This is a genomic window from Mesorhizobium sp. M0830 (assembly GCF_040319965.1).
Lineage (GTDB): Bacteria > Pseudomonadota > Alphaproteobacteria > Rhizobiales > Rhizobiaceae > Mesorhizobium.
Window position 1 is genome coordinate 16,841 of the sequence record NZ_JAMYOR010000067.1, and the last position, 18,335, is coordinate 35,175.

At 62.9% G+C, this 18,335-nt stretch carries 20 protein-coding genes; 8 read left to right on the top strand and 12 right to left on the bottom strand.

The features are described 5' to 3' along the window. Positions 1–172: 172 nt before the first annotated feature. From ugpA to NKI20_RS28345, 3 genes are read left to right on the top strand one after another with little or no spacing between them, the layout of a single operon-like run. Positions 173–1,057 (top strand): sn-glycerol-3-phosphate ABC transporter permease UgpA, encoded by an 885-nt coding sequence (gene ugpA, locus NKI20_RS28335; protein WP_352604368.1) that lies wholly within the window; start codon positions 173–175, stop codon positions 1,055–1,057. Between the two features lie 8 nt (positions 1,058–1,065). Then, positions 1,066–1,914: a sn-glycerol-3-phosphate ABC transporter permease UgpE gene (gene ugpE, locus NKI20_RS28340; RefSeq protein ID WP_352604370.1), complete on the top strand. Its 849-nt coding sequence runs from the start codon at positions 1,066–1,068 to the stop codon at positions 1,912–1,914. 7 nt (positions 1,915–1,921) lie between these two features. Further along, positions 1,922–2,989, top strand: a complete 1,068-nt coding sequence (locus NKI20_RS28345; protein WP_352836671.1) for a sn-glycerol-3-phosphate import ATP-binding protein UgpC — start codon at positions 1,922–1,924, stop codon at positions 2,987–2,989. A 34-nt stretch (positions 2,990–3,023) separates the two neighbouring features. Here NKI20_RS28345 and NKI20_RS28350 read toward each other — a convergent pair whose 3' ends face one another. The 3 genes from NKI20_RS28350 to NKI20_RS28360 all read right to left on the bottom strand — a co-directional run bounded on the left by NKI20_RS28350 (position 3,024) and on the right by NKI20_RS28360 (position 6,865). Continuing rightward, entirely contained in the window at positions 3,024–4,106 is a 1,083-nt protein-coding gene (locus NKI20_RS28350) for an ABC transporter ATP-binding protein (RefSeq protein ID WP_352836673.1), read from the bottom strand. Beyond that, entirely contained in the window at positions 4,103–5,683 is a 1,581-nt protein-coding gene (locus NKI20_RS28355; protein WP_352836700.1) for an ABC transporter permease, read from the bottom strand. The genes NKI20_RS28350 and NKI20_RS28355 overlap by 4 nt, the downstream gene beginning before the upstream one ends. A 174-nt stretch (positions 5,684–5,857) precedes the next feature. Then, on the bottom strand, positions 5,858–6,865 hold the full coding sequence (locus tag NKI20_RS28360) for an iron ABC transporter substrate-binding protein (protein ID WP_352836675.1): 1,008 nt from the start codon (positions 6,863–6,865) through the stop codon (positions 5,858–5,860). Positions 6,866–7,066: 201 nt separating this feature from the next. Between NKI20_RS28360 and NKI20_RS28365 the strand changes: the two genes are divergently transcribed. After that, positions 7,067–7,603, top strand: a complete 537-nt coding sequence (locus NKI20_RS28365; protein ID WP_352836677.1) for a sigma-70 family RNA polymerase sigma factor — start codon at positions 7,067–7,069, stop codon at positions 7,601–7,603. Between the two features lies 1 nt (position 7,604). Then, a complete protein-coding gene (locus NKI20_RS28370; protein WP_352836679.1) occupies positions 7,605–8,243 on the top strand; it encodes an NrsF family protein in 639 nt (212 codons plus the stop codon). Positions 8,244–8,355: 112 nt separating this feature from the next. Here NKI20_RS28370 and NKI20_RS28375 read toward each other — a convergent pair whose 3' ends face one another. The 7 genes from NKI20_RS28375 to NKI20_RS28405 form a co-directional block, all read right to left on the bottom strand. After that, on the bottom strand, positions 8,356–9,234 hold the full coding sequence (locus NKI20_RS28375; RefSeq protein WP_352604382.1) for a 3-hydroxybutyryl-CoA dehydrogenase: 879 nt from the start codon (positions 9,232–9,234) through the stop codon (positions 8,356–8,358). A gap of 116 nt (positions 9,235–9,350) precedes the next feature. Further along, positions 9,351–10,280, bottom strand: a complete 930-nt coding sequence (locus NKI20_RS28380; RefSeq protein ID WP_352836682.1) for an electron transfer flavoprotein subunit alpha/FixB family protein — start codon at positions 10,278–10,280, stop codon at positions 9,351–9,353. A 24-nt stretch (positions 10,281–10,304) separates the two neighbouring features. Further along, positions 10,305–11,054, bottom strand: coding sequence for an electron transfer flavoprotein subunit beta/FixA family protein (locus NKI20_RS28385; RefSeq protein ID WP_352836685.1), 750 nt, complete (start codon positions 11,052–11,054; stop codon positions 10,305–10,307). Between the two features lie 183 nt (positions 11,055–11,237). Continuing rightward, on the bottom strand, positions 11,238–12,038 hold the full coding sequence (locus NKI20_RS28390; RefSeq protein ID WP_352836703.1) for a rhomboid family intramembrane serine protease: 801 nt from the start codon (positions 12,036–12,038) through the stop codon (positions 11,238–11,240). A 27-nt stretch (positions 12,039–12,065) separates the two neighbouring features. Continuing rightward, a complete protein-coding gene (locus tag NKI20_RS28395) occupies positions 12,066–12,647 on the bottom strand; it encodes a cob(I)yrinic acid a,c-diamide adenosyltransferase (protein WP_352604385.1) in 582 nt (193 codons plus the stop codon). A 23-nt stretch (positions 12,648–12,670) separates the two neighbouring features. Beyond that, on the bottom strand, positions 12,671–12,862 hold the full coding sequence (locus tag NKI20_RS28400; RefSeq protein WP_023757208.1) for a twin transmembrane helix small protein: 192 nt from the start codon (positions 12,860–12,862) through the stop codon (positions 12,671–12,673). 24 nt (positions 12,863–12,886) lie between these two features. Beyond that, on the bottom strand, positions 12,887–13,753 hold the full coding sequence (locus NKI20_RS28405; protein ID WP_352836688.1) for an SDR family oxidoreductase: 867 nt from the start codon (positions 13,751–13,753) through the stop codon (positions 12,887–12,889). A gap of 55 nt (positions 13,754–13,808) precedes the next feature. On the opposite strand from NKI20_RS28405, the gene NKI20_RS28410 reads away from it, so the two are divergent. Next, positions 13,809–14,660 carry a YihY/virulence factor BrkB family protein gene (locus NKI20_RS28410; RefSeq protein WP_032906951.1) on the top strand — a complete coding sequence of 284 codons (852 nt, stop codon included), beginning with the start codon at positions 13,809–13,811 and terminating at the stop codon, positions 14,658–14,660. Positions 14,661–14,827: 167 nt separating this feature from the next. Here NKI20_RS28410 and NKI20_RS28415 read toward each other — a convergent pair whose 3' ends face one another. Together NKI20_RS28415 and gluQRS are read right to left on the bottom strand one after the other, a co-directional pair. Next, entirely contained in the window at positions 14,828–15,724 is an 897-nt protein-coding gene (locus tag NKI20_RS28415) for a DMT family transporter (RefSeq protein ID WP_352727941.1), read from the bottom strand. 145 nt (positions 15,725–15,869) lie between these two features. Next, a complete protein-coding gene (gluQRS, locus tag NKI20_RS28420) occupies positions 15,870–16,745 on the bottom strand; it encodes a tRNA glutamyl-Q(34) synthetase GluQRS (RefSeq protein WP_352836692.1) in 876 nt (291 codons plus the stop codon). Between the two features lie 74 nt (positions 16,746–16,819). Here gluQRS and NKI20_RS28425 point away from each other — a divergent pair, with 74 nt between their 5' ends. Together NKI20_RS28425 and NKI20_RS28430 are read left to right on the top strand one after the other, a co-directional pair. Then, positions 16,820–17,461, top strand: a complete 642-nt coding sequence (locus tag NKI20_RS28425) for a DNA-3-methyladenine glycosylase family protein (RefSeq protein WP_352836694.1) — start codon at positions 16,820–16,822, stop codon at positions 17,459–17,461. A 128-nt stretch (positions 17,462–17,589) separates the two neighbouring features. Then, complete coding sequence (locus tag NKI20_RS28430) at positions 17,590–18,147, top strand: HNH endonuclease (protein ID WP_006328497.1); 558 nt, start codon at positions 17,590–17,592, stop codon at positions 18,145–18,147. Positions 18,148–18,335: the final 188 nt, after the last annotated feature.

Below are 18,335 nucleotides of genomic sequence, written 5' to 3' on the forward strand. Positions count from 1 at the left end.
GCACCCACCGTCCTGTCAGGGATCTCCCCCCTCCAGGGTCCCTGAGAGGGGGAGATTTGCTGTGATTTCGCCAATTGTCGATGCTGCCGAATCTGAAACGTCCATCAATGCCATCATTGACAGAGAAGGGCACCATATGGTGCCACCCGACTAACCAGCCCGGAGTGGCTCCTTGACCCCTCGCGTCGTCTTTCCCAACAAGGTCCTCCCCTACCTCTTGGTGGCACCGCAACTAGCGATCACGCTCGTCTTTTTCTACTGGCCGGCCGGTCAGGCTTTCTATCAGTCCATGCTCAGGCAGGATCCGTTCGGACTGAGGACCAGGTTCGTCTGGTTCGCCAATTTCAGGAAGGTGCTTGCCGATCCGGCCTACCTCAACTCGATCAAGGTCACGGTGGTGTTTTCCCTTGCGACCGCTATCGTCGCCATGTGCGTGGCGCTCCTGCTTGCGGTGATGGCAGAGAAGGTGGTGCGCGGCAAAGGTCTTTACCGCACACTCTTGATCTGGCCCTACGCGGTGGCGCCGGCGATTGCCGGTATGCTGTGGCTGTTCCTCTTCAACCCGTCGATCGGGTCGCTGGCCTACATGCTGAGGAGTTTCGGCATCGCTTGGGATCCGCTGCTCAACGGCACCGATGCCATGATCCTGCTGGTGTCCGCCGCTGCCTGGAAGCAGATCAGCTATAATTTCCTGTTCTTCGTCGCCGGCCTGCAGGCGGTGCCGAAAACTCTGATCGAGGCGGCGGCCATGGACGGCGCCGGCGAGACCAAGCGCTTCTGGACCATCGTCTTTCCGCTGCTTGCGCCGACGACCTTCTTCCTGCTGGTCGTCAACACCGTCTATGCCCTGTTCGACACGTTCGGCATCGTTCATGCCGTCACTGGCGGCGGGCCGGGCAGGACGACCGAGACGCTGGTCTACAAGGTCTACAATGACGGCTTCGTCAATCTGATCCTCGGTGACTCCGCAGCGCAGTCGGTCATCCTGATGATCATCGTCATCTCGCTCACCGCCATCCAGTTCCGCTACGTGGAACGCAAAGTCCATTACGGCTGAGGGCAGCGATGATCGGTCAGTCCTCGACTCGCATTTTCCTCGCCCATGCCGTGCTCATCCTCGGCATATTGATCGTCGCCTTCCCGATCTACTACACATTCGTTGCCTCGACGCAGACGCTGCAAACGATCCTTAAGCCGCCATTGCCGCTCCTGCCCAGCGATCAGTTCTGGAACAATTACACCGAAGCGCTGTTTGGCGGTGTCGGCCGCATCGGCGGCGTCAGCGTCGGCAGGCTGCTGCTCAACACCACGGTCATGGCGCTCGGCATCGCGGTGGGGAAGATTTTCATCTCTATCCTGTCGGCCTATGCGATCGTGTTCTTCCGTTTTCCGCTGCGGATGGTCTTCTTCTGGCTGATCTTCATCACCCTGATGCTTCCTGTTGAGGTGCGCATCCTGCCCACCTACAAGGTGATGGTCGATCTCGGCATGATCGACACCTATGCCGGCCTGATCATCCCGCTGATTGCCTCGGCTACCGCCACATTACTGTTTCGGCAGTTTTTCATGACCATTCCAGGTGAACTGGTGGAGGCGGCGCGTGTCGACGGTGCGGGGCCATGGCGCTTCTTCTTCGATATCCTGTTGCCCTTGTCGCGGACAAACATCGCGGCGCTGTTCGTCATCCTCTTCATCTATGGCTGGACACAGTATCTATGGCCGTTGCTTGTCACCAACAGCAACAACATGAATACGATCGTCATCGCGCTCAGGAAGATGGTCTCCTTCGCCGATGCCGATACGCAATGGCACCTGGTCATGGTCACAGCGATGCTGGCCATCGTGCCGCCGATCCTGGTCGTGGTGCTGATGCAACGCTGGTTCGTTCGCGGCCTAGTCGATTCCGAAAAGTGAGAAGCTGATGGCGACCGTCGATCTGAAGGACGTTAAGAAGGTCTACCCGAGCGGCTTCGAGGCCGTGAAGGGGGTTTCCATCGCCGTTCCCGACAAGGAGCTTTGCGTGCTGGTCGGCCCATCCGGCTGCGGCAAGTCCACGCTGCTCAGAATGATCGCTGGGCTCGAAACCATCTCCTCGGGAACGGTTGCGATCGACGGCAAGATCGTCAACTCCATCGGCCCGACCGAGCGTGACATCGCCATGGTGTTCCAGAATTATGCGCTCTACCCGCATATGAAGGTCTACGACAATATGGCCTACGGGTTGCGCAACCGCGGCACGCCGAAAGACGAGATCGACAGTCGGGTCCGCTCGACGGCGAAAGTGCTGGAACTCTCGACACTGCTCGACAGACGCCCACGCGAGTTGTCCGGCGGCCAGCGCCAGCGGGTCGCCATGGGCCGCGCCATTGTGCGCAACCCGCGGGTTTTCCTGTTCGACGAGCCGCTCTCCAATCTCGATGCCAAATTGCGCGGCCAGATGCGGGTCGAGATCAAGAACCTGCAGCGCTCGCTTGGCGTCACGTCGGTCTATGTCACCCACGACCAGCTCGAGGCGATGACGCTGGCCGACATCCTCGTCGTCATGAATGCCGGACTGGTCGAGCAGATGGGGGCGCCGCTCGACGTCTACGAGAAACCGGCTTCGACGTTCGTCGCTTCCTTCATCGGCGCGCCGCCAATGAATCTCCTGGCGTTGACTGGGGGCTCCTCGGGCCCGATGCTAGCTGACGGCTCGGCGATTGCTTTCGCGCCTGAGCAGGCAAGAGCCGCGACAGTCGGTTTTCGGCCCGAGGATGCCGACGTTACCTTCAATGCGGAGGCGCCGTCCGGCGCACTCGTCCTGCCGGCGCTGGTCGAGGCCGTCGAACCGGTAGGCGCCGAAAGTTTTCTTCACTGTGCCGCGGGTGGCAGCAGGATCGTCGTGCGGGTCGCTGGTCGCGCCACCGCCACGGTTGGCAACCAATTGCGCGTGGTTGCCAAGGCAGAAAAGCTGCACTGGTTCGATCAGGCGGGGAAGCGCGTCGGCTAATCCGAAATAGGCCTAGGTTCCACGCGTACGCCGTTCAGGCGAAGACATGCGCCTTTCCCGACACGGTCAGCCGGACGATCTCGCCGACCGCTGGCGCGTCCATGCCCGGTTTGCGCAGCACCAGCGGCGTGTTGCCGATCGCGGCCGCATCGGGCGGATCGGCGTTGTTCAGAAGCCGCACCGCGACCGTGCACATCGAGCCGGCGAATTCCGATTCCGTCACTTCGCCGAACAGCATGTCCGAAGTGCCCGACATGCCCTCGCGCGACGTTCTTTTCAGCGCGATCTGCTCCGGCCGCAGCATGATGCGGGCAACGTCGCGGCTGTCGTTGGTGTCGACCGCGATGCGGCCGAGCGGCGAGCTGGCGAAGCCAGCGGATATCTTTGCCGGCAGGATGATGGCGTCGCCGAGGAATTCGGCGATCATCCTGTCCTTCGGCTTGAAATAGAGTTCGCGTGGCGTACCGATCTGCGAGAATGTGCCGTCGCGCATCACCGCGACCTGACTGGCGAAGGACAGCGCTTCGGCCTGGTCGTGCGTCACCAGGATGGTCGTGATGCCGGCGGTTTCCAGAAGCTCGGCCACTGCCTTGCGCATCGAGGCGCGCAGGCCGGTGTCGAGCGCCGAGAACGGCTCGTCAAGAAGCATCAGCCTGGGTTTCATCGCCATGGCGCGGGCCAGCGCCACGCGCTGCTGCTGGCCGCCGGAGAGTTCGTGCGGGCGGCGTTTGAGGATCGCCTTGTCGAGCCCGACGATATAGGCGAGCTCGACGATGCGCTCGGTGCGCTTTTCTTCGCCACGCGCCATGCCGAAGCCGATATTGTCGCCGATGGTCAGATGCGGGAATAGGGCGCCGTCCTGCGCCACCACGCCGATGCCGCGGCGATGTGCCGGCACGGCACCGTCACCATTGGCCAGGACCTCGCCGTCGAGCATGATGCAGCCCCGATCCGGGGCCTCGAAGCCGGCGATCAGCCGCAGCAGGCTCGTTTTGCCGCAGCCCGATGGGCCGACAATCGCCGTGCGGCTGCCACTGGCGACGCTGAGGTCGACGCCGGCAAGCGCCGCGACCGGGCCGTAATGCTTGTGCAGGCCGCTGATCTCGAGAAAGCTCATCGTCCGGCCATCCGTTTCGACTGGACATAAAGCAGCCAGGTCAAGGGAAGTGACATGGCCACCATGATGAAGGCGTAAGGTGCCGCAGAGGCATAATCAATCTCGCTGCTGTAGGACCAGAACGCCATCGCCAGCGTGCGGGTGCCGTTCGGCGCCAGCATCTGGGTGGCGGTCAGTTCGTTCATGATGCCGAGTGCCACGAGCGCCATGCCGGCTGCTGCACCTGGCGCCGACAGGCGGATCGTGGTCGACCACAGCGCCTGCAGCGGCGGCCGGCCGAGGCTGGAAGCTGCCCGTTCGAGTTCGACAGGTGCCTGCGCGATCGACGCGCGCAGGCTGACCAGCGCGCGCGGCAGGAACATCAGCGCATAGGCCATCAGGATGGTGAACAGGGTCTGGTAGAGCGGAAACGCGATGCGCACGGTGATGGTGACCAGCGCCAGCGCAATGACGACCCCCGGCAACGAGCCGACGATGTAGTTGCAGCCCTCCAGCAGGCGCTGCAATGGCCCCGGCGCGCGGATCGAGATCCAGGCCATCGGCATGGCGGCGACCGTGGCGAGCAATGCGCCGGCGAGCGCCAGGAACAGCGTTTGGCCAAGCGCCAGCCCTATCTCGTCGAAGCGCCAGACAGCCGCGCCGCCGGCGGCAAGCCAGCCGCCAATGGTGACGAAAGGCACGCCAAGCGCCAGCAGCGTGGTGACGACAAGCAAGGCCAGGCAAGGTCCGGTGGCCCGTCCGAGGCTTGTGCGCTGCTGATAACGCGCGGCGCCCGAGCCGACGCGGGCATAGCGCTCCTCGCCGCGCACCAGCACTTCGAGGCCGAGCAGCACGAAACAGCAGCTTACCAGTACGCCGGCCAGCATGTTGGCAGCCGGCCCGTTGAAGGTCGACTGGAACTGGTCGACGATCGCCGTGGTGAAGGTGTCGAAGCGGATGAAGACATAGAGGCCGTACTCAGCCAGCAGATGCAGACCGACCAGCAGCGAGCCGCCGCAGATGGCGAGCCGCAATTGCGGCAGCACGACACGCCAAAACACGCGCCGGGGCCCAAGGCCGAGTGCGGCGGCGGCGTCCTCGAGGGCGGGATCGAGACGGCGCAGCGCCGCCGACACCGGCAGATACAGGAGCGGGAAATAGGCGATCACGGAAATCAGGACGCCGGCCCACAGGCCGTGCAGTCCTGGCACCATGGTGATCCAGGCATAGCTGTGCACGAAAGCGGGAATGGCGAGCGGCGCCACGCACAACCACGCCCAGAACCGGGCGCCCGGCAGGTTGCTGCGCTCGGTCAGCCAGGCCAGTGCAACCGACAGCACGATGGTGATCGGCACGCAGAGCAGCACCAGCAGGACAGTGTTGACCAGAAGCTCGCCGACACGTGGCCGGAAGACCAGCGCCGAGACGGTTTCCCAGCCGGTCTGCACTGCGATCCAGATGATGAAGGCAAGCGGCAGCAGCGCCAGCAGCGCAACGAAGATAGCGACGATGACCAGCCAAAGCGGTACGCGCCGCCGAGACCTTCGGCCTGTGCCCGAAGGCAGGCCCGAGCGCGCAAGATCGACCGCAGACTGCATCAGGTCAGACGCCACGCCGTTGGCGTCCAGCGGCAGCAATTGAAGGACCGCGATCGCGGTCGGGAACACAGCGTGTCGTCATCGACGAATGCCATCTCGAAAAACAAAATCACTCCCGCAGAAGGCGAATTTCCGCGGGAGCGTGGTCGGTTGTCCTTTTAGGAGGAATGTCAACTAAAGCAAGCCGGCTGCCGTCATCAGGTCGGTGACCTTCTTGGAGTTCAGCCTCGTGGCATCGACCTTTGGCGCCTGCAGATCGGCGAGCGGTACCAGCTTAGGGTTGGACTCCGCACCCTTGCCGACCGCGTATTCGAAGGAATCGCCGGTCTTCAGCACGTCCTGGCCGCCCTTGCCGGTGACCCATTTCAGGAAGGCCTGGGCTTCCTTCGGATGCTTGCTCGAAGCCAGCACACCGCCACCGGAGATCGAAACGAACGCGCCCGGATCCTGGTTCTTGAAATAGTGCAACTCGACATTCTTGCTGTTTTCGCCGGTCTTGGCCTGATCGCCGAAATAGTAATAATGGTAGATCACGCCGCCTTCGATTTCGCCGGCGTTGACCGCCTTCATCACCGTGCTGTTGCCCTTGTAGGCGGTGAAATTGGTCTTCATCGCCTTCAGCCAGTCCGCCGTGGCGGCCTCGCCCTTGAGTTGAAGCAGCGCACTGACGATGGCCTGGAAATCGGCGCCCGATGGGGAAGCGGCCCAACGGCCCTTCCAGCTCGGATCCGCGAGGTCAAGCATCGACTTGGGTAGCTGGTCGGCGCTTAGCTTGGTCTTGTTATAGGCAAAGACCGTGCTGCGCGCCGCGACGCCGACCCATTTGCCGCTGGCCGGCTGATAGTCCTGGGGAACTTGGGCCAGCGTGTCGGCTTCGACCGGCGCGAACAGGCCGGCATTTTCGACCAGCACCATGGCTGGCGAGTTTTCCGTCAGGAACACGTCTGCGGGCGAAGCAGCGCCCTCGGCGACGATCTGGTTCGAGAAATCGCTGTCGCCGCCATTGCGCACGGTCACCTTGATGCCGGTCTCCTTGGTGAAGCCTTCGGCCCACGCCTTGGTCAGGCTCTCGTGCTGGGCGTTGTAAACAATGATGCCATCATCTTCCGCCATCGCCGGACCGGCGAGCAGGGTGATTGCCAGCGCGGTGGCGCCGACGAGGGTGGAAAGGGCGTATTTCATGGCATGTCCTCGTTCTGCGGGTCTTCGATCTGTCAGGGCTGCACCTATCGATACCTGACCACGATAGTCAACATTGCTTTGCTGATTTTGATCGAGCGCCTGCAAAGTTTCGTGATTTGCCGCTAGTTTGGCTTGGACATTATTTCGCCGGCCACGTAACAAATCAGCGCCGAGACGCGAAAATCGGGGGAGTGAACTCTTGTGAGCGGCAAGAACGAGGCCGAGCTTTCCCGGCTGATGCGGGCCGCGATCGCGGGAGATGAAAGGGCCTATGCCGACTTTCTGCACCGGATTGCCGCGCTGGTGCGCGGTTTTGTCAGGCGCAAGATCGTGCAGGGCGGGGTCGATCCCGAGGATGTCGTGCAGGAAACGTTGCTGGCCATTCATGTGAAACGACATACCTGGCGCCAGGACGCGCCGGTGTTGCCGTGGATCTATGCAATCGCCCGCTTCAAGCTTATCGACGCGTTCCGGCGGCGTGGACGGCGCATCGAGGTCGATATCGACGATATCGCCGAGACATTCGCCGAGCCGGAAACGGAAACCGTCAGCGAGCGCGACATCAACCGGGCTTTGGATGGCCTGTCGCCGGCACAGCGCTCGGTGGTCTCAGCCGTATCGGTGGAAGGCCGCTCTATCGGAGAGACGGCGGCAAGGTTCGGTATCAGCGAGACGGCGGTGCGTGTGTCGCTGCATCGGGGACTTGCCGCAATAGCCAAGCGATTCGGGCGGGAATGACATGAGGACGGACGATCTCATCAAGGCGCTGGACGCCGATGCCGGTAGCAAGGCGATGCCGTTGCAATCGGCCTGGTGGATGGCCGCCGGTGCTGCAGCGGTGATCGCCGCCGTCGTTTTCCTGCTGACCATCGGCCCGCGCCCGGACTTCATGGCGGCCGCGCATACGATGCGCTTTCTCTCCAAGTTTGTTTTCACCATCGTGCTTGCCGTCAGTGCCTTTGCCCTGATCCGCGACTTGTCGACGCCGGGAGCTTCGACGCGCCGGGCAATGGCTTGGATGGCCGCGGCGCCGGTGCTGGTAGCCGTGGCGGTGGTTCTGGAGCTTTTCATGGTGCCGGAGGCGCTGTGGGGCACAAGGATGGTCGGCTCCAACATGATGATCTGCATGACATTCATCCCTTTGATCGGGATCGGACCGCTTGCCATCTTCCTGTGGATGCTGCGCTACGGCGCGCCGACACGACCGGTGCTTGCAGGGGCGGTCGCGGGCCTGCTCGCCGGCGGGCTGTCGGCGACCTTCTATGCCGCGCACTGCTTCGACGATTCGCCGCTTTTCGTTGCTACCTGGTACACGATCGCGATCGCTGTACTGGCGCTGCTTGGTGCGCTTGGCGGGCGATTTTTCGTGCGCTGGTAGTGCGCCACGGCGACACGGCACGTGCTCACCGATCCTTGATCATCCCGCCAACTGTTTGTCGGTCTCGATCAGAACCGGTCCCGAAAAGAGCCTGCTGCTGACGCGAATCTGATCAGCGCGTCGGAACGGGATGCTCGCCGCGATAGTCGTAGAAGCCGCGCCCGGTCTTGCGGCCGAGCCAGCCGGCCTCGACATATTTCACCAGCAGCGGGCAAGGACGGTATTTCGAATCCGACAGGCCGTCGTGCAGCACCTGCATGATCGACAGGCAGGTATCGAGACCAATGAAATCGGCAAGCTGCAGCGGCCCCATCGGATGGTTGGCGCCGAGCCGCATGGCGGTGTCGATGGCGTCGACCGAGCCGACACCCTCATAGAGCGTGTAGATCGCTTCGTTGATCATCGGCAGCAAGATGCGATTGACGATGAAGGCCGGAAAATCCTCCGAGACCGTGATCGTCTTGTCGAGCTGCTTCACAAAGGTCTTGGCCGCCTCGAAGGTCTGGTCCTCGGTGGCGATGCCGCGCACCAGTTCGACCAGCTTCATCAGCGGCACCGGGTTCATGAAATGTATGCCGATGAACCGCTCCGGCCGGTCGGTTTGCGCGGCAAGCCGCGTGATCGAGATCGACGAAGTGTTGGTCGCCAGGATGGCTTCGGGATTGAGCTGCGGACAGAGCTGGGCGTAGATCTTGCGCTTGACGGTCTCGTCCTCGGTCGCCGCCTCGATCACCAGATCGGCGCCGGCAAGATCCGCCATCGCTGGCGCGGAAGAGATGCGCGCCATCGCTTCGTTGCGCACCTTCTCTTCGAGCTTGCCGGAACCCACCTGGCGGGCCATGTTGCCGCTGATGGTGGCGATGCCCTTCTCGATGCGGTCGGGCGATATATCGTAGATCAGCACCTTGTAGCCCGAAAGCGCGGAGACATGGGCGATACCTCCGCCCATCTGGCCCGCGCCGATGATGCCGATCGTCTCGATCTTGCTCATTACACCGATCCCGTCAAAATGCCTTTGCGGCCTGCTTTTTGTGCGGTGCAAACTAAAAGGGCGGGGCGACTTCGTCTACCCCGCCCTCACTATTTAATACGCTTTGGCAGAAAGCGTCAAAGCGCCTTTTGCAACTCCGGCAGGATGACGAAGAGATCGCCGACGAGGCCGTAGTCGGCAACCTGGAAGATCGGCGCCTCCTCGTCCTTGTTGATGGCGACGATGACCTTCGAATCCTTCATGCCGGCGAGGTGCTGGATGGCGCCGGAGATGCCTACCGCGATGTAGAGATCGGGGGCGACGACCTTGCCGGTCTGGCCGACCTGCCAGTCGTTCGGCGCATAGCCGGCGTCGACGGCGGCGCGGGAAGCGCCGACGGCGGCACCGAGCTTGTCGGCGACCGGCAGGATGACCTCCTGGAATTTTTCCGAGGAGCCCAGTGCGCGACCACCTGAGATGATGATCTTGGCCGAGGTCAGTTCCGGACGGTCGGTCTCCGAGAGCTTGTTCTCGACGAAGGTGGACAGGCCCGGATTGGCCGCGGCCTTGACGGTCTCGATGGAAGCCGAGCCGCCCTCGGGTGCTGCCTGGAAGGAGGCGGTGCGCACCGTGATCACCTTCTTGGCGTCGCTCGACTGCACCGTCTGGATGGCGTTGCCGGCATAGATCGGCCGCTTGAAGGTGTCGGGCGATACCACTTCGATGATTTCGGAGACCTGCGCGACGTCGAGCAAGGCAGCCACGCGCGGCGCGACATTCTTGCCCGACGAGGTCGCCGGCGCGATGATGGTGTCGTAGGCGCCTGCCAGCGACACGACGAGTGCCGCCGTCGGTTCGGCGAGACGCTCGGCGAGTTCGTCGGCTTCCGCGAGCAGCACCTTGGTGACGCCCTTCAGCTTGGCGGCAGCATCGGCTGCGCCCTTGGCGCTCTTGCCGGCCACCAGCACATGCACGTCCGAACCGATCTGCAGGGCCGCCGACAGCGCCTTGGCGGTCTGATCGGAAAGGGTGGCGTTGTCGTGTTCGGCGATGAGGAGAATTGCCATTTTATCTGTTCCTTTCCCGATCGCTTACAAAACGCCGGCTTCGTTCTTCAGCTTGTCGACCAGTTCGGCGACGCTCTTGACCTTGACGCCCGCCTTGCGGCCACCTGGCTCCTCGGTCTTGATGACCCTGAGGCGTGGCTTGACGTCGGCGCCGTAGTCGGCGGGCGATTTCTCGTCGAGCTGCTTCTTCTTGGCCTTCATGATGTTGGGCAGCGAGGCATAGCGCGGCTGGTTGAGGCGAAGGTCGGCGGTCACGATCGCCGGCATCTTCAATTCCACGGTCTGCAGGCCGCCGTCGACCTCGCGCGTCACCTTGGCATGATCGCCGTCGAGCACGACCTTGGAAGCGAAGGTGCCCTGCGCCCAGCCCAGAAGCGCCGCCAGCATCTGGCCGGTCTGGTTGGAATCGTCGTCGATCGCCTGCTTGCCCAGGATGACGAGGCCGGGCTGCTCTGCCTCGACCACGCCCTTCAGCACCTTGGCGACGCCGAGCGGCTCGGTCTGCTCGTCGGTCTTGACCAGAATGGCGCGGTCGGCGCCCATGGCGAGCGCGGTGCGCAGGGTTTCCTGCGCCTGCTGCGGGCCGATCGAAACAACGATGATCTCTTCCGCCTTGCCGGCTTCCTTGAGCCGGATTGCTTCTTCCACCGCGATCTCGTCGAACGGGTTCATCGCCATCTTGACGTTGGCGAGTTCAACCGCCGAACCATCGGCCTTCACACGAACCTTCACATTCGCATCCACAACCCGCTTCACGGGCACAAGGATCTTCATTTGCCTGTCACCTCTCTTGAGATAGTTGGGCGCGCCTATAGCAGCCTGCGCCCCTGCTGAGTTGTCGAAAGCCGACATTCCGGATGGAAATTCTGGTCTTTGACCGCCTTAGGCTGCGGCGGAGACGTTTCCGTAGTTGCGGCAACCCTGCACGTCAATACGCCGCAAGCTGCTCAAATCGGTTCAGTCCGAGCTGGAGGCGTTTCCTCGCCCCCAGCGCGGTGTCGCGGCGGGTGGGTCGGGGATCAGCGGTTCCGTGGCAACCGGCTGTTGGTTGGGAGCGCTGGGCGCGACATCTTCGTCAGGGCCTGCAAACAGCGGCACACCGCGGCTGCGCAATATGAGCACCAGAACGGCGCCGGCGATGATGCCGCCGATGTGGCAGGCCCAGGAGATCTGATCCTCGCCGCCGGCGGCAAACATCACCACCTGGAACAGCACCCACAGAATGAGCGGGATGAAGGCCGGAATGCGCAACGGGATGCGGGCAAAGGCCAGCACCCAGACCTTTACTCTTGGATAAAGGATCAGATAGGCGACGACCACGCCGGCGATGGCCCCGGACGCGCCGATCAGCGGCACCTGCGAATCCCAGGCGATGAGCCCCTGAAAGGCCGCTCCCGCAACGGCGCACAACAGATAGAAGATGAGATAGCGGATGTGGCCGAGCGCATCCTCGACATTGTCGCCGAACACCCACAGGAACAACATGTTGCCGCCGAGGTGGAAGATGTCGGCGTGCAGGAAGGAATAGCTGAGATAGCTCAGGCTTTCGGGGATGACGACAAAGCGCGGGTCGAGTTCGGCGGTGTCATGCACGACCGACGGGATGAAGCCGAGGCCAAGCACGGCGGCATTGGAGAAATTCTCGCCGCCGATCGCAGTGATGAGATAGACCAGGGTGTTGACCGCGATCAGCCCGATCGTCACATATTGCAGCCTGATGTGCCGCAGCCTGTTGGTATCGTAGAGCGGGATGAACATGCCGCAGGCCCCTTCCGCTTTCGACAATCAGCGGTTCTTGCCCGGAACCCATAACACGTCGGCGTTTCCGTTGTCATTGACCGCCCGGGCGGCGACAAACAGGAAATCCGAGACGCGGTTGATGTATTTCAGTCCGTCGCGGTTGACGTGTTCGTTCGGGTCCTGGGCCAGGGCCACCATCAGTCGTTCGGCCCGCCGTGCCACCGTGCGGGCGAGATGGAGGGCGGCCGCCGCCGGTGTACCGCCATTGAGCACGAAGGATTTGAGCGGCTGAAGCTGCTTGTTGAGCAGGTCGATCTCCTTCTCGACCCGCTCGGTCTGCACGGCGACGATGCGAAGCGGCTCATAGCCGAGCGGCTTGCCGTCGTCGGGCACGGCGAGATCCGCGCCGAGATCGAATAGATCGTTCTGGATGCGGGCGAGCATGGCGTCGATCGCGGGGTGGCTCGATGCCGTGTGGATCCTGGCGATGCCGATGCAGGCATTGGCCTCGTCGACGGTGCCGTAGGCGTCCACCCGCAGATCGGATTTCAGTCGCCGCTCGCCGGTGCCGAGACCCGTGGTGCCGTCATCGCCGGTGCGGGTGTAGATCTTGTTGAGCTTGACCACGTCGCCTCCCGGCAGCCGATATCTCACTTGCGGGTGAAATACACCGCAAGCAGGATCAGCGCCAGCGCCACGGCCTGCAACAGAACGCGCGTCTGCATCAGCTTGTTCGAGGTGAAGCCGGAACCGCCTCGCATCATGTTGATAAGTCCGCGAACGAGGACGATCACCACGGCGACCATGACCAGGATGGCGAGGATGTTGAAGACGGATGCCATTATTGCGTTTCCAGTTGTTTGGCTTCAGGCTCGCTTGGCGAGCAGGCGATAGAGCATCGATGTGGGCAGGATGCGTTTGAGCGCCGCACCGATCCTGGCCGGCACTGTTACCACATAGTGCGGGCGCGGGCGCCGCGACAGAAGTGCATGGCGCAGCGCCGCATGAACCACCTCCGGTCCGGGTTTCAAGGCCGATTGACTGCCGCCGGCCCGCAGCCGCTCCAGTTGCGCCGCATAGTCGAGGCGGTGGACTGAAGTCTCGTGCTCGATGTTCTTCAAGAACCAGGGAAGGGCGTTGCTGGCGATTTTCGACTTTACCGGCCCGGGCTCGATCAGAGAGACATGGATGCCGCTGCCGGCCAGTTCCTGGCGCTGGCACAGCATCAAGGCCTCCAAGGCGTGTTTCGACGCCGAATAGGCGCCGCGAAAACGCACTGGCATCAAGCCGAGGATCGACGAGCAGTGGACGATTCGGCCGTGCCCCTGGCGGCGCATCACCGGCATCAGCCGGCGGGTCAGGTCATGCCAGCCGAAGAAATTCGCCTCGAACTGCTCCTTGAGCGCGGCAACGGGCAGATCCTCGACGGCGCCGCCTTGCGCATAGGCGCCATTGTTGAACAGGGCGTCGAGCCTGCCGCCGGTGCGGTCGAGCACCGCCGCCACCAGCGCGGCGATGGAATCCGGTTCGCAATAATCGAGATAGAAAGCCTCGATACCGTCGATCTCGAGGGCGGCGATGTCCTGCGGCTTGCGCGCGGTGGCGAACACCCGCCAGCCTTCCGCCTTTAACGCACGGGCGCAATACGCACCAATTCCGGAAGATGCGCCGGTGACGATGATCGGGCGCAACTCTTGCGTTGAACTGTTCGTGGTTTCGCCAAGGGTTGCCATTTGCCGCAATCCCTTCCCATATTCCCGGCGTGGAGACAATTGGAGGGCACGGTTCTTGTTGCGGAAGATCGTTGCACTCAAACGGGTCCTCTACGACGCGCTTGGCCATTTCAACACCGATGACGGCTGGGCGATGGCCAGCCATCTGGCGATCACATCGTTGATGGCCCTGTTCCCATTCCTGATCTTTGCCACGACGCTGGCGAGCTTCCTCGGCGCGCAGGCGTTCTCAGACACGGCCGTGCACCTTGTGTTCGACACCTGGCCCGAGCAGATCGCCAAGCCGATCGCGCGCGAGGTGCTCAATGTGCTGACCGTCAGGCGCACCGATCTCTTGACCTATGGCGTGCTGCTTGCCGCCTACTTCGCCTCGAACGGCATCGAGGCGCTGCGCACGTCGCTCAACCGCGCCTATCGTGTCTCGGAAACGCGCGGCATCATTTACCGCCGGGTGCAGAGCATTATCTTCGTGCTCATCGCAACGGCCGGGTTTCTGGCGATCAGCGTGCTTCTGGTGTTCGCGCCGCTGCTGGCGCGGCTCGCCGAAGCCCATATCGACTGGATCAAGCCCTATATGGGCACCATCACGCTGTGGCGTTATGTGATCGCCTCGGCGGTCATCGTCGGCGGATTGTTTGCTGTCCATTTCTGGTTGCCGGCGGGCAAGCGCCGCCTGGTGTCGATCGTCCCGGGCATCATCTTCACGCTTTCCGGATGGCTTGTCGGCTCGACCGTCTTCGCCACCTATCTCGACCACTTCTCGTCCTACGTGACGACCTATGCCGGCCTCGCCTCGATCATGATCGCCGTGGTCTTCCTCTACATGGTCTCGGCGATCTTCATCCTTGGCGGCGAGCTCAATGCCGCGATCAGCCGCTATCTGGAGGCCCGCGCCCGGGTTGGATGACGGCCGAATTGGAGAACTGGGAGCGGGAGAACTGGGGAACGGGAGAATTGAAGAATTGAAGAATTAAAGAAGTAGCACCCAGCGCCAGATGGGCCCATTTTCCTCAATTCCTCAATTCCTCAATTCCTCAATTCCTCAATTCCTCAATTCCTCAATTCCTCAATTCCTCAATTCCTCAATTCTACAATTCCACCCTTGGTCTGCCGCGCCGTTGCCAGGCCGACGCCGAATGTGGTGATCGCCATGCCGGCAATCTGCAGCGCGTTGAGCTGCTCGTCGAACAAGGCCCAGGCGATGATGGCCGTCACCGCCGGCACAAGATAGAACAGCGAGGCCACTTTCGACATCTCGCCGTCGCGGATCATCACCATCAGCAGGAAGATGGCGCCGAGCGACAGCACCAGCACCAGCCAGGCCATGGCGAAGATCAATTCGCCGTTGATGACGACCGTATGCGTCTCGAAGGCGAGCGAAGCCAGGAGCATCAGCGAGGCGCCGCCGACATACTGCCACATGGTCGCCGCGACGAGGTCGCCGCCGGATGCGAAGCGCTTCTGCCAGATGGTGCCGGCGCTCATGCCGAGCACCGAGACCAGCGAGGCGGCCAGTGTCGCCGCTGTTACGCCGCCGCCGAGCGCGCCGAGCTTCGGCCACAGCACGATGACGATGCCGACGAGGCCGATGCCAAGGCCAAGCCAGTGGCGTGGCAGGATCGCCTCGCCGAGAAGCTTGCCGGCCAGCACCGCCGTGATCAGCGGCTGCAGGCCGACGATCAGGGCCGAAAAGCCGGCCGGCATGCCGTGGTGGATGGCCCAGAACACGGCACCGAGATAGACGCCGTGCATCAGTATGCCGGCGCCGGTGGCATGCAATGCCTCCTCGCGGGTGGCTCCCTTCGAGCCCAGCACCAGCATCAGGACGGCCAGCAGGATGGCGGCGATGACGAAACGCGCGGCAAGGAAGGTGAACGGCTCCGCCCACGGCATGGCATAGCGCGCGCCGATGAAGCCGGTCGCCCACAAGACGACGAAGGTGGCGGGAATGAACCGCTTGATGCTGTGCATGTTCCGGAGACCGCCTGGGAGAGTTGAACGTGGCGCTGCTCTACTGCGCTTCAATGCGACGCGCAAAGTGAAACCGTTGATCCATGCATCATCGGAATTCAACGGCCGGTGCACTTGGCGGGCGGTTTCTCGGATAGCCCCGGCCTCAAAGCCCGACCATCCGCCTGATGTCGTCGGGTGATGCGCCGGCATGGCGCAAGGCGGCAAGTCCGGTATCGCCGAGGCTCTTGGACAGCTTTCGTCCATCCGGCCCGAGGATGAGACGATGATGGAAATAGGCAGGCTGCGGCAGCGCGAGGAGTTCCTGCAGCAGGCGCTGCACGGCGGTGGCGGAAAACAGATCCTGCCCACGCACGACGTGGCTGATGCCTTGCAGCGCATCGTCCATGACGACGGCGAGGTGGTAGCTGGTCGGGATGTCGCGGCGCGCCACGATCATGTCGCCCCACTCCTGCGGGCGGGCTTCGATAGAGCGTGCCACAAGCAGCGTCTCGTCGGAATACTCGGTCCATGACAGGGCCTTGCCGACACGGGCCATGGCCGCTTCGACATCCAGTCGCCAGGCGAAAGGCGTGTTTTCGGCGATCCGCCGCTTGCGTTCCTTCATCGGCAGCGCCTTGTCGGCGGCGGGATAGAGCGGTACGCCGTCGGGATCGCGCGGCCAGTCGCGTCCGTGCTTTTCGCTGTCGGTGATAAAGGCGCGGATCTCGCCGCGGCTCATGAAGGCGGGATAGACGAGTTCATCCGCGATCAGCCGGTCAAGCATCGCCTTGTGCTCGGCGAAATGCTCCGACTGGCGGCGCACCGGCTCTTCCCAGGCGAGCCCCAGCCATTTCAGATCGGCAAGCACGCCGGCCTCGAATTGCGGCGTGCAGCGCGTGGTGTCGATGTCCTCGATGCGCAGCAGCAGGCGGCCGCCAGCCTGTGTCGCGAGCTTCTGGTTGAGCAGCGCCGAATAGGCGTGGCCGAGATGCAGTTCGCCGTTGGGGCTGGGCGCGAAGCGGAATGTCAGGAGTGTCATCTCTTGGGCGGCAATCGGGTTGTGCGGCGGTTTTGCCAATTGCTACCGTGCTGCCGGTCGAGGAACAAGAAAGCATGCAGCGTATCGTGACATCGGACGACATTGCCCGGGGCCTCGACGCGCTTTGCGTGATCGACCCACGCCTGCAAAAGGTGCGCGGCATGGCCGGCGAGGTGCCGCTGCGACTTTCAGAGCCGGGGTTTCGAAGCCTGGCGTCAATTGTCGTTTCACAGCAAGTGTCGCGCGCCAGCGCCGATGCGATCTTCGGCCGGCTGACCAAGCTCGTCGATCCGCTGACGTCGCAGGCTATCCTGGCTGCCGGCGAAGACATGTTCCGCGAGGCCGGCCTGTCGCGGCCGAAGCAGCGTGGCCTGATCGCAATTGCGAAAGCCGTGGTCGACGGCCTCGACCTGCATCACCTCTGTTGGCTCGATGCCCAGGAGGCGATCACGACGATGACGGCGGTGCCGGGCATCGGTCCGTGGACGGCGGAAGTGTACCTGTTGTTTGCCGCCGGGCATCCCGACATCTTCCCCGCGCGCGACGTCGCCCTGCAGAGCGCGGTCGGCCATGCACTCGGCATAGACCCGCGTCCGCCGGAGAAAACACTGATCCAACTCGCCGAATCATGGAGCCCGTGGCGAGGTGTCGCATCGCGGCTTTTCTGGTCCTATTATCGCGAAACCAGAGGGCGGGACGCCGCACCACCGGCCTGAAACCGCAAAAAAGCATGAAAATCCTATCTTTTTGCTGCTTCGACGACGCGACAATCCGCTTCACATCCCTGTCATGTCGGGCTTACAGTATCCTCGCCGTTCGGTTCTAGAACCAAGGAGGTAAACACGTGACGGTTGCCGTATCTCCGGATGGGCTTCCAGCACTGGTGCTGAATGCGGATTACCGTCCGCTCAGCTATTACCCCTTGTCGCTCTGGTCCTGGCAGGACGCGATCAAGGCGGTGTTCCTCGACCGGGTGAACATCGTCGCCGAATACGAGCACGCCGTCTCCTCGCCGACCTTCTCGATGAAGCTGCCGAGCGTGGTCAGCCTGAAGGCCTATGTGAAGCCGTCGAGGCATCCGGCCTTCACCCGCTTCAACGTCTTCCTGCGCGACCGCTTCCAGTGCCAGTATTGCGGCACGCCGGAGGACCTGACATTCGACCACGTCATCCCCCGCCATCGTGGCGGTGCCACGACATGGGAGAACGTCGTTGCCGCCTGCTCGCCCTGCAACCTCAGGAAAGGCGGCATGATGCCGGCGCACGCCAAGATGTGGCCGCTGCAGAAGCCTTTCCAGCCGACAGTGCACGATCTGCACAATAACGGCCGCCTATTCCCGCCCAACCACCTGCATGAAAGCTGGATGGATTATCTCTACTGGGATGTCGAACTCGAGCCCTGAGATCGGGCCAGCTCGGTCGCTCACTTATCAGCGGCTTCGCGCTTAAGGACCGCCTTCCCCCACTCCGTCGCCGCTTCGCGGCGCCACCTCTCCCCCCTCCGGAGCAGGGCTATCGCATATGAGTAAAGAGCTGGAAGAGGAAGTCTCTGTTCCATCTGGCTCTTCGCATCTTGCTGGCGATGGGTTTG